General features: G+C 72.2%; 16 protein-coding genes. 10 read left to right on the top strand and 6 right to left on the bottom strand.

The genetic code is table 11. The features are described from left to right. The first annotated feature begins 23 nt into the window (after positions 1-23). The 7 genes from hisB to AB0H87_RS09445 are packed head-to-tail and all read left to right on the top strand — an operon-like array spanning position 24 to position 4,509. On the top strand, positions 24-635 hold the full coding sequence (hisB, locus tag AB0H87_RS09415) for an imidazoleglycerol-phosphate dehydratase HisB (RefSeq protein WP_360142055.1): 612 nt from the start codon (positions 24-26) through the stop codon (positions 633-635). Continuing rightward, positions 632-796 carry a hypothetical protein gene (locus AB0H87_RS09420; RefSeq protein WP_360142057.1) on the top strand — a complete coding sequence of 55 codons (165 nt, stop codon included), beginning with the start codon at positions 632-634 and terminating at the stop codon, positions 794-796. Before hisB ends, AB0H87_RS09420 begins: the two co-directional genes overlap by 4 nt. Then, positions 793-1,413: an imidazole glycerol phosphate synthase subunit HisH gene (hisH, locus tag AB0H87_RS09425; protein WP_360142059.1), complete on the top strand. Its 621-nt coding sequence runs from the start codon at positions 793-795 to the stop codon at positions 1,411-1,413. Before AB0H87_RS09420 ends, hisH begins: the two co-directional genes overlap by 4 nt. Further along, positions 1,406-1,729 carry a hypothetical protein gene (locus AB0H87_RS09430; protein ID WP_360142061.1) on the top strand — a complete coding sequence of 108 codons (324 nt, stop codon included), beginning with the start codon at positions 1,406-1,408 and terminating at the stop codon, positions 1,727-1,729. The genes hisH and AB0H87_RS09430 overlap by 8 nt, the downstream gene beginning before the upstream one ends. A 21-nt stretch (positions 1,730-1,750) precedes the next feature. Then, a complete protein-coding gene (gene priA, locus AB0H87_RS09435) occupies positions 1,751-2,473 on the top strand; it encodes a bifunctional 1-(5-phosphoribosyl)-5-((5-phosphoribosylamino)methylideneamino)imidazole-4-carboxamide isomerase/phosphoribosylanthranilate isomerase PriA (RefSeq protein ID WP_360142063.1) in 723 nt (240 codons plus the stop codon). Then, complete coding sequence (gene hisF, locus AB0H87_RS09440) at positions 2,470-3,225, top strand: imidazole glycerol phosphate synthase subunit HisF (RefSeq protein WP_360142065.1); 756 nt, start codon at positions 2,470-2,472, stop codon at positions 3,223-3,225. The genes priA and hisF overlap by 4 nt, the downstream gene beginning before the upstream one ends. A 42-nt stretch (positions 3,226-3,267) precedes the next feature. Beyond that, positions 3,268-4,509: an MFS transporter gene (locus AB0H87_RS09445; protein ID WP_360142067.1), complete on the top strand. Its 1,242-nt coding sequence runs from the start codon at positions 3,268-3,270 to the stop codon at positions 4,507-4,509. A 119-nt stretch (positions 4,510-4,628) separates the two neighbouring features. Here the strand turns inward: AB0H87_RS09445 and AB0H87_RS09450 are convergent, their stop codons facing one another. The 3 genes from AB0H87_RS09450 to AB0H87_RS09460 form a co-directional block, all read right to left on the bottom strand. Then, positions 4,629-5,048, bottom strand: a complete 420-nt coding sequence (locus tag AB0H87_RS09450) for a hypothetical protein (protein WP_360142069.1) — start codon at positions 5,046-5,048, stop codon at positions 4,629-4,631. A 17-nt stretch (positions 5,049-5,065) separates the two neighbouring features. After that, positions 5,066-5,494 (bottom strand): hypothetical protein, encoded by a 429-nt coding sequence (locus tag AB0H87_RS09455; RefSeq protein ID WP_360142071.1) that lies wholly within the window; start codon positions 5,492-5,494, stop codon positions 5,066-5,068. A gap of 82 nt (positions 5,495-5,576) precedes the next feature. Next, positions 5,577-6,242, bottom strand: coding sequence for a hypothetical protein (locus AB0H87_RS09460; protein ID WP_360142073.1), 666 nt, complete (start codon positions 6,240-6,242; stop codon positions 5,577-5,579). 60 nt (positions 6,243-6,302) lie between these two features. On the opposite strand from AB0H87_RS09460, the gene AB0H87_RS09465 reads away from it, so the two are divergent. Further along, positions 6,303-7,757: a PLP-dependent aminotransferase family protein gene (locus AB0H87_RS09465; protein WP_360142075.1), complete on the top strand. Its 1,455-nt coding sequence runs from the start codon at positions 6,303-6,305 to the stop codon at positions 7,755-7,757. Positions 7,758-8,489: 732 nt separating this feature from the next. Here AB0H87_RS09465 and AB0H87_RS09470 read toward each other — a convergent pair. The 3 genes from AB0H87_RS09470 to AB0H87_RS09480 form a co-directional block, all read right to left on the bottom strand. Beyond that, positions 8,490-10,310, bottom strand: coding sequence for a long-chain fatty acid--CoA ligase (locus tag AB0H87_RS09470; RefSeq protein ID WP_360142077.1), 1,821 nt, complete (start codon positions 10,308-10,310; stop codon positions 8,490-8,492). A gap of 133 nt (positions 10,311-10,443) precedes the next feature. Then, on the bottom strand, positions 10,444-11,388 hold the full coding sequence (locus AB0H87_RS09475; RefSeq protein ID WP_360142079.1) for a terpene synthase: 945 nt from the start codon (positions 11,386-11,388) through the stop codon (positions 10,444-10,446). Positions 11,389-11,464: 76 nt separating this feature from the next. Beyond that, a complete protein-coding gene (locus AB0H87_RS09480; protein ID WP_360142081.1) occupies positions 11,465-12,094 on the bottom strand; it encodes a TIGR03085 family metal-binding protein in 630 nt (209 codons plus the stop codon). A 151-nt stretch (positions 12,095-12,245) separates the two neighbouring features. Here AB0H87_RS09480 and AB0H87_RS09485 point away from each other — a divergent pair, with 151 nt between their 5' ends. Beyond that, the gene (locus AB0H87_RS09485) at positions 12,246-14,114 is read left to right on the top strand and encodes an ABC transporter ATP-binding protein (protein ID WP_360142083.1); all 1,869 of its coding nucleotides are present in this window, start codon (positions 12,246-12,248) and stop codon (positions 14,112-14,114) included. Between the two features lie 70 nt (positions 14,115-14,184). Next, on the top strand, positions 14,185-15,039 hold an 855-nt coding region (locus AB0H87_RS09490), incomplete at its 3' end, for an ABC transporter ATP-binding protein (protein WP_360142085.1).

Below are 15,039 nucleotides of genomic sequence, written 5' to 3' on the forward strand. Positions count from 1 at the left end.
ACGGCGCAACCCAGGGAGAAGCGATGACGAGGGTCGGGCGCGTCGAGCGCACCACCAAAGAGACCAAGGTGCTGGTCGAGATCGACCTCGACGGCACCGGCCGGGCGGAGATCTCCACCGGGGTCGGGTTCTACGACCACATGCTCAACCAGATCGCGCGGCACGGCGGCTTCGACCTGACCGTGCGGACGGTCGGCGACCTGGAGATCGACGCGCACCACACCATGGAGGACACGGCGATCGCGCTGGGCACGGCGTTCGCCGAGGCGCTCGGTGACAAGGCCGGGATCCAGCGGTACGGCAGCGCCACGGTCCCCATGGACGAGGTGCTGGTGCGGGCCGCGGTCGACCTGTCCGGGCGGGCGTACGTGGTGCACGACGAGCCGCCGCTGGCGCCCTACATCGGGCCGGTCTACCCAACCAGCATGACCCGGCACATCTTCGAGTCGTTCGGCCTGGCGGCGCGCGTCACGCTGCACGTCGACGTGCTCCGGGCCGCCCGGCCCGGGGGCAACCCCGACGCGCACCACGTGGTGGAGGCACAGTTCAAGGCGGTCAGCCGCGCGCTGCGCGAGGCCGCGGCGATCGACCCGCGCTCCGGTGGCGCGGTCCCGTCGACGAAGGGTGCCCTGTGAGTTCCGCCGTGCCGGTTCTGCTGCTCGCCGTGGCTGGCATCCTGTGTGGCGGTGTCTACTCCCTTCACAAGCAGGGCGCCTCGCGCGGTGCGGTGGGTTTCGTCGGGCTGCTCGCCTTGCTCGCGCTCGGTGGCGGCGTGCTCTGGCTGGTGCCGTCGTGACCGCCGCGCCCAAGGTGGTCGTGCTCGACTACGGCTCAGGCAACCTGCGGTCGGCGCAGCGCGCCCTGGAGCGGGTCGGCGCTGACGTGTCCGTGACCCCGTCCCTCGACGCCGCCGCGGCCGCGGACGGCCTCGTCGTGCCCGGCGTCGGCGCGTACGCCGCCTGCATGGCCGGTATCGACGCGCTCCCGGGCTCCGCCGGCCGGGTGATCGCCGAGCGGGTCGCCGCCGGCCGTCCGGTGCTCGGCATCTGCGTCGGCATGCAGGTGCTGTTCGAGGCGGGCGAGGAGCACGGCGTGGTGACCAAGGGGCTGGGCCTGCTGCCCGGCACGGTCAGCCGGCTCGCCGCGCGCCGGGTCCCGCACATGGGCTGGAACACCGTCACGCCGCCGGCGGACTCGGTGCTGTTCGCCGGGCTGCCGGAAGACACGAGGTTCTACTTCGTGCACTCGTACGCCGCGCACGAGCAGCAGCCCGGAGCCACGCTCTGCACCCACGAGGAGCCGTTCGTGGCCGCCGTGGAGCGGGGAGCGCTGTCCGCTACCCAGTTCCACCCGGAGAAGTCCGGCGACGCGGGCGCGACGCTGCTCGGGAACTGGCTGGCCACCCTTGGCTAAGGAACGCGCCCTGCGCCGGGCCGCCCGCGAGGCCGAGGCCGCGAAGCTGCGCGCCAAGCGGGCCCGGGTCGCCGCCCGCCGCCAACGCCGCCGGGCTCTCGCCGCGCGGCTCACCCCGCAGCGGCGCCGCACCGGCCGCCTGCTCGCCCGCCGCAGCCGTGGCGAGCGGGCCGGCATCGCGATCGTCACGCTCGTGCTGCTCGGCCTGGTCTGGTTCCTCGTCGACGACGTGGCGCTGCGCCTCGTGCTGACCGTGCTCCTGCTGCTCTGCCTGCCCGCCCTGGTCATCGTCGCCCTGGGCCGGCGCGCCGGCTGATCCGCTTCCCGGAGGAAGATCATGACGCTCACCCTGTTGCCCGCCGTCGACGTCGCCGACGGCCAGGCCGTCCGTCTCGTGCAGGGCGCCGCCGGCACCGAGACCGGCTACGGCGACCCGCTGGAGGCGGCCCTGGCCTGGCAGCGCGACGGGGCCGAGTGGGTCCATCTGGTCGACCTCGACGCCGCGTTCGGCCGGGGCTCGAACGCCGACCTGCTCGCGTCGGTGGTCGGCCGGCTCGACGTGAAGGTCGAGCTGTCCGGCGGGATCCGCGACGACGCCTCGCTGCGCGCCGCGCTGGGCACCGGGGCCGCCCGCATCAACATCGGCACGGCCGCGCTGGAGGACCCGGAGTGGTGCGACCGGGTGGTCGGGGAATACGGCGACCGCGTGGCGATCGGCCTCGACGTGCGCGGCCGCACCCTGTCGGCCCGGGGCTGGACCCGCGACGGCGGTGACCTCTACGAGGTGCTGGAGCGGCTCGACAAGGCCGGGGCCGCCCGCTACGTGGTCACCGACATCACCAAGGACGGCATGATGCGGGGGCCGAACCTCGACCTGTTGCGCGAGGTCTGCGCCCGTACGCCGGCGCCCGTGATCGCCTCCGGCGGCGTCTCCACGCTGGACGACCTGCGCGCGCTGGCCACGCTGGAGAGCGCGGGCGTCGAGGGCGTGATCGCCGGCAAGGCGCTGTACGCGGGCGCGTTCACCGTCCGCGAGGCACTGGCGGTGCTGGCGTCGTGAGCGTCGCGGTCCGGGTGATCCCCTGCCTCGACGTCGACGCGGGGCGGGTGGTCAAGGGCGTCAACTTCGTCGACCTCCGGGACGCCGGTGACCCGGTCGAGCTGGCCGCGGCTTACGACGCGGCGGGCGCCGACGAGCTGACGTTCCTCGACGTGACCGCGTCGTCGGACGACCGGGGCACGATGCTCGACGTGGTGCGGCGCACCGCCGAGTCCGTCTTCATCCCCCTGACCGTCGGTGGCGGCGTCCGTTCGGTGTCCGATGTGGACACGTTGCTGCGGGCCGGCGCGGACAAGGTCGGCGTCAACACGGCCGCCATCGCACGGCCGGCCCTGGTCGGCGACATCGCGTCGCGGTTCGGCAACCAGGTGCTGGTGCTCTCGCTTGACGTGCGCCGCACGGCGGCCGGCGGCTTCGAGGTGACCACGCACGGCGGGCGGCGCGGGACCGGCCTGGACGCGGTCGCGTGGGCGCGCCAGGTGGCGGACCTGGGTGCGGGGGAGATCCTGCTCAACTCGATGGACGCGGACGGCACGAAGGCGGGCTTCGACCTGGAGCTGATCCAGGCCGTGCGGGCGGCGGTCGACATCCCGGTGATCGCGAGCGGCGGTGCGGGCGCGACGGCCCACTTCCCGCCGGCTGTCGCCGCGGGCGCGGACGCGGTGCTGGCGGCGAGCGTGTTCCACTTCGGAGAGCTGCGCATCGGCGACGTGAAGGCGGCGCTGCGTGGGGCCGGTCACCCCGTGCGCTGACGGGGTAGCAAGATCAACGCTGCCCATGGTGGGATGCCTGCCATGGGCGTGCGGGAGAACCTGGTTCCACCGGCCGGCCTGCCGAGGGCGTACGCCCTGGTCAGCCTGATCTTCGGAATCGGGATCGGCACGTTCAGCACGGGCAGCGCGGTGTTCTTCACCGCCGTGGTCGGGCTCGAGGCGCACGAGATCGGCATCGGCCTGTCCGCGGCGGCGGGCGCGGTGCTGGTGTGCTCGGTGCCGCTCGGCCGGATCGCGGACCGCTTCGGCCCGCGCCGCGCGTGGACCTTCGGCGTCGCGGGCAGCGCGGTCGGCTTCCTGCTGTGGCCGTTCGCGCACGGGTTCTTCACCTTCCTCGCCATGATCGTCTTCTTCGAGCTGCTCAACGCGGTCGGGATGGCGGGCCGCAACGTCTACCTGATCGAGGCCGTCGACCCGGAGACGCGGGTACGCACCCAGGCCTTCTCGCGCTCCTGGCTCAACGTCGGCTGGTCGGCCGGCTCGGGCCTCGCCGCGCTGGCGCTGGCGATCGACACCCGGTGGGCCTACCTGGCGTTGCCGCTCACCAACGCCGTCGTGCTGCTCGCCAACCTGGCGCTGATCGCCCGCCTGCCGGCCGGCCCGGCCCGTCGCGTGCGGCAGCGCCCCGCCGGCCAGCGGCACGTGTTCGCCGACCGCCACTTCCTCGCGGTGACGGTGCTGTGCGCGGTGCTGATCGCGTACGCCACGATCGAGCTGCAGGTCGCTCCCCTCTGGCTGCTGACGCACACGGACGCGCCGAAGTGGTGGATCGGCGTGCTCACCCTGATCAACACGGTGATGGCGACGACGCTGCAGGTCGCGATGACCCGCGGCGCCCACACGATCGGCGGCGCCGCCCGCGCGCTGCGCCTCGGCGGCCTGGCGGCCGCCCTGGGCTGCCCGGTCTTCTACCTGGCCGGGGCGACCTCGGGCGCGGTCACCCTGGTCGTCTTCGTGCTCGCCACCGTGCTGTTCACGCTGTCGGAGATGTGGCAGTCGGCGGGCTCCTGGACCCTCGCGGCGGAACTGCCGCCGAAAGAGCGCCGCGGCGAGTATTTCGGTGCCTTCCGCATGGGCACCTCGGCCATGGAGATGATCGGCCCGGCCTCCCTGATCGCCCTCGCGGTGACGACGGGCGGCTGGGGCTGGTTCCTGATCGGCGGGGTGTTCCTGACGGCCGCCCTGACCGCGGTGCCGCTGGTCGACTGGGTCGCCCGGCACCGCCGGCCGGCGGCCACCGCGAAGGCCCCGGCCCTGACCTGAGGCCAGGCCCGCTCTGAACCGGTCGGGCCTGCGGGCGTCCACGCAACGCCGCTGGGTCACCACCACGGACGTGCCTCGTCAGTCCCATGTTGATGAGTACCGCGCGAGCCGCCGAAGGTTCACCGATCCCGCGTGTAGTTCAGCTCGAAGTCCAACTCCCACCCGGACCCCGGCATGGCCTTCTCCCACCGACCCTCGATGCGGTCGCCACCGGCGCTGAAGGTGCCGACGAACCGCTGCGCGAAGTCGAACGAGGAGAAGTCCGCGGACCTGCGGGTGAGCGTCCACACGCTGCCGTCGAAGGTCATCACGTAGAGCCGGCTCACGCCGCGGGAGTCGAAGTAGTGCTGGGTGTAGCGGCCGTCAGCCGGCTCCGTCGCCACGATCGCCAGGCTGTCCGGCACACCGGGAATCGGCACCGAGGTGCGCTGCGCCAGATAGGCACCGCCGAGGATCCACTCGAAGACGCTCCGCACGACGGGAGCGTCCGCGGCCGGTGCGACGCCCGGCATGCGGGCGTCGACGACCCACGTACCCACGAAGGGGTCCAACTGGCTCACGGCTGGCGGCCCTCGTCACCGCGGCCCGCGTACTCCAGAATGGCCGCCGCGTGTTCCGCGTCGTCCAGGGTCCACTCGCCGTCGTCCGGCAGCGGCCGCCGCAGCAGCGCGGTGTAGACCGTGTCGACCGCGCCCACGCCCGACCGCCGGTTGCGCCACATGGTCGCGCCGGACGCGGTGACCCGAAACCAGCCGTCCGTCACGGTGATCAGGTCGGCTCCGGTGAGGCGCCGCACGGCCTCCTCGACCTCGCGCCGGCCGGGTAGCACCTGGCGCAGGTGGTCGGCCATCGAGAGCACGTCCGCGAGGCGTACGCCCTCCGGCCGTCTCGTGCTCGCCGAGCGCATGTGTCGTCCGGCACCGTTCGCCATCACCACCGCGACGAAGATCCAAGCGTCGGATCGCCGCCAGCCGTCCTGCCCCATGGACCCATGATGCCAACGTCAACGGGTCGTGAACATTGTGGTGATCTTTTGTTTACCTGAAACCTTCACCAGGATCGATGCATCATGCAGCAGCGTCCGGGACCGGCTCGACCCGCAGCCGCCGCGCCGACGGGCGCACCGTGAACAGCGGGATGAAGACGTGGTTCAACGGTCCGATCAGGAGGGCGTACGCGATCGTCCCGACCCCGACCGTGCCGCCGAGCAGCACGCCCACGCCGAGCACGGACAGCTCGATCACGGTCCGGGTGAGCCGGATCGACCGCCCGGGCTTGCGTCCGACCCAGCCGGTCATCAGCCCGTCCCGCGGCCCGGGCCCGAGCCGGGCACCGATGTAGAGCCCGCCGGCGACCCCGTTGAGCACGATCCCGAGCACGAGGAACGTGATCCGCACCGCCATCGCGTCCGGGGTCGGCAGCACCGCCAGCGTCGCGTCCACCGCGAGGCCGATGAGGACGATGTTGCTGACGGTGCCGATGCCCGGCTTCTGGCGCAGCGGGATCCAGAGCAGCAGCACGACCGCGCCCACGATGATCACGATGGTCCCGAAGGAGAGCCCGATCCGCGACGCCAGGCCCTGGTGGAACACGTCCCACGGGTCCAACCCCAACGCCGCCTCGATCATCAGCGCCATGCTCGCGCCGTACAGGGCCAGGCCCACGAACAGCTGGACCAACCTGCGGGGGAGCCGGTCGCGGAGGCCGGTGGAGGAGTTGCTCTCAGACGCCATGCATGCCACTCTGAAGGCCAATTGGTTCGGCGTTGAAGAGCCAATTCGCGAGGAGTGGATATGACAAGCCTGGTCCGCGGAAGCCAACTCGCCCGCCTGCTCGGCCACTGGCACGCGCTGCCGGGCCGCCGCCGCAACCCGGACTACGCCGCGCTGGCCGGCGCGGTGCGCGGGCTGCTCTCCGACGGCCGCCTCCCGCTCGGGACCCGCCTGCCCGCCGAGCGCGAGCTGGCCGAGGCCCTCAAGGTCAGCCGGACCACCGTCACCGCCGCGTACCGCGAGCTCCGCGAGAGCGGCCACCTGACCAGCCGCCGCGGCGCGGGCAGCTGGACCACCCTGCCGGGCGGCCACCGGGTGGCCAGCAGCGGCCTGTGGACCCCGCTCAACGAGTTCGGCATGATCGACCTGGGCTGCGCCGCCCTGGCCGCGCCGCCGGAGCTGATCCCCGCGGCCCGCGCCGCCGCCGACGAGCTGCCGCGATACCTCGGCGACGCCGGCTACCACCCCACGGGCCTGCCCGAGCTGCGCGAGGCGGTCGCCCGCGGCTTCACCGACCGCGGCCTGTCCACCAGCCCCGACCAGATCATGGTGACCAGCGGCACGCAGCAGGCCCTCGACCTGGTGTTGCGGCTGACGGTCCAGGCCGGCAACGGCGTACTCATGGAGTCCCCGACCTACCCCAACGCGCTGGCCGCGCTCTCGGCGCGCCGCGCCCGGATCGCCACGCACGGCCTCGACCCGGCGGCGGGCTGGGACGGCGAGCTGCTGCTCGGGGCGTTGCGGCAGAGCACACCGCGCCTGGCGTACGTCATCCCCGAGTTCCACAACCCCACCGGCCACCTGATGCCGGCGGCGCTGCGGGAGCGCCTGGTCGCCGCGGCCCACTCGACGGGCACCGACCTGGTCGTCGACGAGTCCTTCGTGGACCTGCCGTTGGACGGCGTCGAGGTCCCACCCCCGGTAGCCGTCTTCGACCGCCACAGCCGCGTGATCACCATCGGCGGCATGAGCAAGCCCTACTGGGGCGGCCTGCGCATCGGCTGGGTCCGCGCCTCGGCCCCCACGGTCCAACGCCTGGCGGCCCTGCGCGTGGGCGTCGACATGTCAAGCCCGGTCCTGGACCAGCTGGTCGCGGCCCAACTGCTGGACCGCGCGGACACGATCGTCCCGGCCCGCCGAGTCCAACTGGCGGCCCAACGCGACGCGCTGCTGGCTGCCCTGGCCGAACACCTACCGGAGTGGCGGGTCCACCCGCCGCACGGCGGTGTGACGCTGTGGGCGGAACTCGACGGCCCGATCTCGAGCGCCCTGGCGCGGGCGTCGGAGGAGGTGGGCGTCCGGCTGGCCCCGGGTCCGCGATTCGGGCTGGACGGGACGCTGGAGCGGTTCCTACGGCTGCCTTACACGCTGCCGGCGGGCGACCTGGTCGACGCGGTGAAACGCATCGCCACGGTCCGCTACGACCTCGACCGCACCCCCCACCCCGGCTGGCGCAAGCCGGTAGTCATCGCCTAGTTCAAAGGCACCTTCAAACGCACCTTCGGGCACCTTCAAAGGCGGCCTGTCCCGGGCCCGCCGTGGGCACGACCGTCGCTCCCGCCGGACACCGCTTCGCTTCGCTCCGCTGCCATGCCCGCGGTGGGCCGAGCTCAAATCAAAGCCCGACGGACAACCACGACACAGCAACGTCCGCAGGGTGATGTGGTCGGTGGCCGCTGCCGATCGCCGCGGCACGTGGATCGCTGGGTTGCGACTGCCCGATGTAGTCGGTGGCCGCTGCCGATCGCCGCGTGGCGGGTCGCTGGTCGTGTCGGCCGGATGATGTGTTGGTAGTCCGTGCCGATCGCCGCGTGGCGGGTCGCTGGTCGTGTCGACCGCGCGATGTGGTCGGTGGCCCTGCCGATCAGCGCTCGGCAGATCGGTCGCAGGGTTGTGTCGGCCGCGCGCTTGACCAGACCGTGCCGCTGGCCGACCCGGTCGGGCGCTCCGCGAGCTGCAGGACGAGGGCGTCCTCCGCAACGTGGGGCAGCAGGTCACAGCCCGCGGATTCGGCGTCTAGCGCGATCGGGAGGGGGTGCGGATGACCACGATGTGGTCGGTTGCCGACCTGGGACCGTCCTTGCCACTGACGGCCTCGCGCGGCGGCCTTTCCGCGGCAGCCGCGGAGCCACGGGTCCCGACCACCTCGGCCCGGGACAGATCAGGCCCGTCGGGAAGCGATCCCGACGGGCCTGACGTAAGTGAAGATCAGAGCTCGGCCAGCGTGCCCTCGTACATCTTGTTGATCTCAGACTGGAAGTTGGCTTCCACGCCGCGGCGCTTGATTTTCAGGGACGGTGTCATTTCGCCGTCCTCGATGGTCAGGTCGCGGGGGAGGATCGTGAACTTCTTGATCGTTTCCCAGCGGTTGAGCTTCCCGTTCAGCTCCTTGATGTAGCCCTCCACCATCGCGTTCGCGGCCGGCGACGTGACGATCTCCTCGTAGGACTTGCCCGCGAGATCGCCGCTCGCCGCCCACGCCGCGATGGCGTCCGGGTCCAGGGTGATCAGCATTGTGCAGTAGTTGCGGGCCTGGCCGACCACGATCGCCTGCGAGGTGTACGGGCAGATCGCCTTGAACAGGCCCTCGATGTGCGACGGGGCGATGTATTTGCCGCCCGAGGTCTTGACCAGGTCCTTCTTCCGGTCCGTGATCTTCAGGTACCGGTCTTCGCTGATCTCGCCTATGTCGCCCGTGCGGAAGAAGCCGTCCGACGTGAACGCGGCCGCCGTCTCCTCCGGCAGGTTGTGGTAGCCGCGCATCACCGGGGCGCCGCGCAGCAGCACCTCGCCATCCTCGTCGATCTTGCATTCCAGGTCGCCCAGCGGCTGCCCGACCGTGCCGATGCGCAGGCCCCCGGGGCGGTTGACGAAGTTGCCCGCGCTCGTCTCGGTGAGGCCGTAACCCTCGGAGATCGGCAGGCCAGCGGCCGCGAAGAACTCCGAGATGTCCACCGACAGCGGCGCCGCGCCGGAGACCAGCGTGCGGATGTTGCCGCCGAGGCGCGCCTGGAGCTTGCTGAAGACCAGGCGGTTCGCCAGCGCGTACTGCAGCTTGAGACCCGCCGGCACCGGCTGGTCCGCCTGCTCGAGCTTCACCTTGCGCTTGCCGGTCGCGACCGCCCAGCCGAAGATCTTCGCCTTCGCCCCGCCCGAGGACGTGGCGTTGGTGATCGCGCGGTTGTAGACCTTCTCGAAGATCCGCGGCGCGCCGCACATCAGGGTCGGCTTGACCACCGCGAGGTTGTCGACCAGCACGTCGATGCGGCCGTCCACATAGGTCGGCAGGCCGACGTGGATGATGCCGCACAGCAGCGTCTTGCCGAACGAGTGTGACAGCGGCAACCACAGGTACTGCAGGTCGTCCGCGCGCAGGATGCCCAGGTCGGCCTGCGCCACCGCCTCCCAGCACCAGCCCGCGTGCAGCAGTTCGACGCCCTTCGGGCGGCCCGTCGTGCCCGACGTGTAGATCAACGTGGCGAGGTGGTCCGGCGCGATCGGCGCGACCAGCCGGTCGATCAGGTCCGGGTCGCCGGCCAGCGCGGCGGCGCCCTGCTTCTCGAGGTCGGCCATCGTCAGCTGCGGCGGGGTGGCGGCCGGGTCGGCGTCGCCGTCGATCAGCACGACGTGCGTCACGGCCGGCAGCGCGGCGCCGGAGAGCTTGCCCGCCTGCATCGCGTTCTCCGCGATCACGACCTTGGAGCCCGAGTCCGCGATGATGAAGACCGCGTCCTCCGGCTCGGTGGTCGGGTAGACCGTCGTGGTCGCCGCGCCGGCGCACATGATGCCGAGGTCGGCGATGACCCACTCGATGCGGGTGTTGGCCAGGATGGCCACGCGCTCCTCGGCGCCGACGCCGAGGCCGTGCAGGCCCGCCGCGAACGACCGGGCGCGCTCGCCCATCTGCTGCCACGTCATCCACTGCGGGCCCGAGGCGCCCGGGTAGCCGAACGCCCGCGCGTCGGGCGACGCGGCGACACGCTTGAGGAACATGTCGGGAATCGACCGGTAAGGGACATCGAGCGACATATCCGGAAACCCACCTTTAGTTGGCCATGTGATCGTGGTCACTTGCTACCGAAGAGTATGGCGAACTACGGCACGGATGCCAGCCCCTTCGGGCCGTGTCGATCATGGCCTGACCAGGGTCTTAATAGCAGACTCAGGAGTACCGGCTCGCGCTCAGCGACCAGTCGTACGTGCCGCGCAGCCACCGGCGCCGGGCCAGCAGCATCCGGGACAGCCGTGTATCGGCCTCGGCCAGCACCTCGGCCTCCAGGGACCGGTACGCGGCGAGCCCCGCGTTGTAGCGCGCCGCCGCCTCCGTCAGCGCCGCCCGCTCCGGCCAGCTCAGCTCGTGCGCGATCACCGTCGCCAGGTTGTGCCCGTCGCGCAGCCGTTCCTTCCCGTACGAGAAGACGTCGTTGCACCAGCACACGAGGTCGGCGGCGAGCAGGTCGAGCCGGACCACCCGCGGGTCGACCCGGTCGGCGGGCGCGGCCAGCCCGTCCGTCGCCAGGTCGGTCAGGGCGAAGCTCGGCAGCACCGCGCCCGTGTGCCGGCGCATCTGCACGTACTCGGCGAACCTCGGCACCCGGTGCAGCTGCCGGTTGGTCGCCTCCCAGAGCAGCGCGAACAGGTACTCCCGGAACGCCGCCGAGAACCGCAGCAGGCCGCCCGGCCGGCCCAGCGCACGGATCCGCCGGCACAGGTCGTGCAGCGCGGCCGCGGTCGGGCCCGCGGGCTGGTAGTCGGCGTGCGCGGCCGTGCCGAACCGGTCGACCACCTCCAGCAGGGGAGCCAGCGCCGGGGCCAGCCGGCCCGGGTCGGTGCCCATCGCGTCCTCGTCGCACCGGTCGTCGAACGCGAACAGCCAGGTCAGCAGGTCGGCGACCAGCCGCGCCGCGGCCACCGGCACCTCGGGGCAGGCCCGTGCGGCCAGTTCGGCGGCGTTGGCCCGGCTCAGCCGCTCCCGGGCGGCCTCCGTCGGCGCCAGCCCGAACGCGTCGGCCCACTCCGCGGTGTGCGCGGTGATCTCACCGACGGCGCGGTGGACGAGCGCCTCATACGGCGGCGGGGTCAGCGCCGTCGCGGCGAACGTCCGCATTCAACCCCCAGGAAGGCCGGTCCCCCGATGATGTCGGTGTCCCGCCGGCAAGGAAACGGTGGTTCGGCCCGGCGCCTCAGATCTTCAGCGGGGTGTTCCGCAGCCGATCGGCCAACGCGGATGGACCGTCGATCTGGACCCGGGTGGCCCGTTGCCGGCCGGACAGGAAGTAGGCGAGCTCGCCGGGCGCGCCGACCAGCCGCAGCCGCTCGCCGCCGGCGCCGGTGCTGACCTCGCCGAACCCGGGCGCCTGCACCAGCAGCGTCGCCGGGAACCGGCGCAGCCGCAGCCGGGCGATCATGGACGAGTTCCGCCAGAGCGTCGCCTGGTCCTCTTTGGGCAGCTCGCGCGGGTGCCAGTCGGCCTGCGCCCGGCGCACGTCCTCGTGATGGACGAAGAACTCGAGGGTGTTGGCGAGGCCCTCGGTCAGCGGGTTGCTCACCGGGCTCCACATCGGGGGGTTCCGGACCAGATCGACCAGTTCCTGGTACGGCTTCGCCGCGAACGACCGCAGCGTGTTCTTGGCGTGGCCACGCAGCGGCGGCACGAACATGCCAAGGCTGGCGTCGGGCCGGCGCTCCCTGATCACCAGGTGCGCGGCGAGGTCCTTCGTGGCCCACCCGGTGCACATCGTCGGCGCGTCGGGCCCGAGCGTGACGAAAAGGTTGGCCAGTTTCTCGCGTTCGGACCGCACGAACCGGGACATGGCGAGAATCGTAGCCAGGGCACACCAGGCCCCTCTGTGACGGCGGACACAGGGAATACCCGCTCGCACCGAGGGCTTGGGTCCGGTAAGGATAACTGTGGAATTCCGCGGCTTACGCAAAGCCGCGTCGACGGGCAGAGGGGCATCAATAGTGGCGAGCGTGACCAGTCGGGACGTGCTCGCCCGGGGCTTCCGCGTGCTCGGCCGGGCAATCCGCGACGAACCGCGCATCTTCACCTTCGCGGTCGGCGGCAGCGTCCTGTTCGGCGGCCTGGTGGTGGGCAGCGCGTACGTGATCGGGCACATCGTCGGCGGCGTCATCGTGCCGGCGATCGAGGACGGCGAGATCAACCAGGCGCTGCTCTGGCTCGGCGCGATGGCCGTCCTGGCGGTCAGCGTGCTCCGGGTGGTCGGCATCTTCGGTCGCCGCCTCGGGGCCGGCTACATGCAGTTCCGCCTGCAGGCCCGCTACCGGCGCCTGGTCACCGGCCGCTACCTCGACCTACCGCTGTCCTGGCATCACAAGCACGCGACCGGCACGCTGCTGTCCAACGCCAACTCCGACGTCGAGGCCGCCTGGTTCCCGATCGCGCCGCTGCCGTTCGCGGTCGGCACGGTCGTGATGCTGTTCGGCGCCGTCGGCTCGCTCTTCTTCACCGACTGGGTGCTCGCCCTGGTCGGCGTGGCCACGTTCTTCGGCCTCTTCCTGATCAACGTCTTCTACTCCCGCCGGATGGCGCCCCGCCAGGCCCGCGCGCAGCTCATGCGCGGCGAGGTCAGCGCGATCGCGCACGAGAGCTTCGACGGCGCACTCGTCGTCAAGACCATGGGCCGGGAGAGCGAGGAGACCGAGCGGTTCGCCGGCCGGGCCCGCGAGCTGCGCGACGCGCTGATCTCCGTCGGCCGGCTCCGGGGCCTGTTCGACCCGCTGATGGAGACGCTGCCCAGCCTCGGCACCCTGGCCGTGCTGATCGTCGGCACGTTCCGCCTGCGGTCAGGCGACATCTCGGTCACCGACCTCGTCAGCGTCGCGTTCCTGTTCACGGTGCTGGCCTTCCCCGTACGCGCGATCGGCTGGGTGCTGGCGGAGCTCCCGCGCAGCGTGGCCGGCTGGGACCGCCTGCAGCACGTCCTCACCGCCACGGGCGAGATGCGGTACGGCACCCTGAACCCCGAGAAATCGGACAGCCCGGCCACGCTCGCCTTCGACGGCGTCGACTACGCGTACCCGGCCAGCGGCGAGACCGACGACATGGTCAGCGCGGCCGCCGACGACGCACACGGCCCGACCGTCCTGCACGACATCAGCCTGGTCGTTCCGGCGGGCAAGACCGTCGCCCTGGTCGGCCCGACCGGCTCCGGCAAGTCCACGATCGCCTCGCTCGCGGTCCGCCTGGTCGACCCGGCCACCGGCACGGTCCACATCGACGGCGACGACGTGCGCGACCTGACCTCCGCCGCCCTGGCCGACACCGCCGCCCTGGTCGCCCAGATCCCGTTCGTCTTCGACGACAGCGTCCGCGCCAACGTCGCCCTCGACCGTGACGGCATCGACGACGAGACCGTCTGGGCCGCCCTGCGCCTGGCCCAGGCCGACGACTTCATCCGCCGCCTGCCCGAGGGCCTCGACACGATGGTGGGCGAGCGCGGCACCTCGCTCTCGGGCGGCCAGCGGCAACGCCTCACGCTCGCCCGCGCGCTGGCCGGCCGCCCGCGCCTGCTGGTGCTCGACGACGCCACCAGCGCGGTCGACCCGCGCGTCGAGGCCGCCATCCTGGCCGGCCTGCGCGGCGGCGAGCAGCCGACGTCGATCCTCGTGGTCGCCTACCGCCGCGCCACGATCGCCCTCGCCGACGAGGTGGTCTACGTCGAGCACGGCCGGGTGGTCGCCGCCGGCACACACGCCGAACTGCTCACCACCACACCGGGGTACGCAGACCTGGTCACCGCCTACGAGCGGGCCGAGGCCGAGCGGGAGCGCGAGCACGCGTACGACGAGGAAGGGGCGGTGACCGCGTGAGCGAGCGAAGCGAGCGCAGCCAGCTCAGCCACACGTGGTCGCGCTCCGCCGACCGCAGGGAGGCGGCGGCATGACCACCGCCACCGTGAAGACCAGAGCGGCCGTAGCGAAGCCGGCCGAGGCCGAGCAGGCGGAAGCGCCCGAGTCGACCTGGGCCACCATCAAGCGCGGCCTGTCGCTCTCCCCTGAGCTGCGCACCGGCCTCGCCGGCACGCTGTTCTTCGCGATCGTCTCGATGATCGGCCGCGCGGCCGTCCCGGTCGCGATCCAGCAGGGCATCGACCGCGGCATCGCCGGCCCCGGCGGGCTCGACGTCGGCTTCGTCGGCACGGTCGTCGCGATCACCGCGGGCGTCCTGGCGATCACCACGCTCTGCGGCTACCTGATGATGCGGCGGCTGTTCACGGTCAGCGAGACCGCGCTCGCCAACGTCCGGGTCCGCACGTTCCGGCACATCCACGACCTCTCGATGCTGCACCAGCAGTCCGAGCGGCGCGGCTCGCTGGTCTCCCGGGTCACCAGCGACATCGACCAGATCACCCAGTTCCTGCAGTGGGGCGGCGTGATCCTGATCATCAGCGCCGGCCAGCTGATCGTCACCGCCGGCGTGATGGCCTACTACTCGTGGCAGCTCACGCTCGTCGTGCTGATCGCGTTCGCGCCCGCCGTCTTCGTCATCCGGGCGTTCCAGAAGCGCCTGGCCGGCGCCTACGGCACCGTCCGGCAGAAGATGGGCGGCCTGCTCGCGGCCGTGTCCGAAAGCGTCGTGGGCGCTCCCGTCATCCGGGCGTACGGCGTGTCGGACCGCACCCGGGTCCGGCTCAACACGGCGATCGACGAGCACCGCACGGCCAGCTCCGGGAACTTCTGGTCGAAGGCGGGGCGCTCGCGGCGCGACCCCCTGACCGGTCCACCGGTGCGCGAC

The sequence above is a fragment of the Asanoa sp. NPDC050611 genome, from assembly GCF_040654855.1.
Lineage (GTDB): Bacteria > Actinomycetota > Actinomycetes > Mycobacteriales > Micromonosporaceae > Asanoa.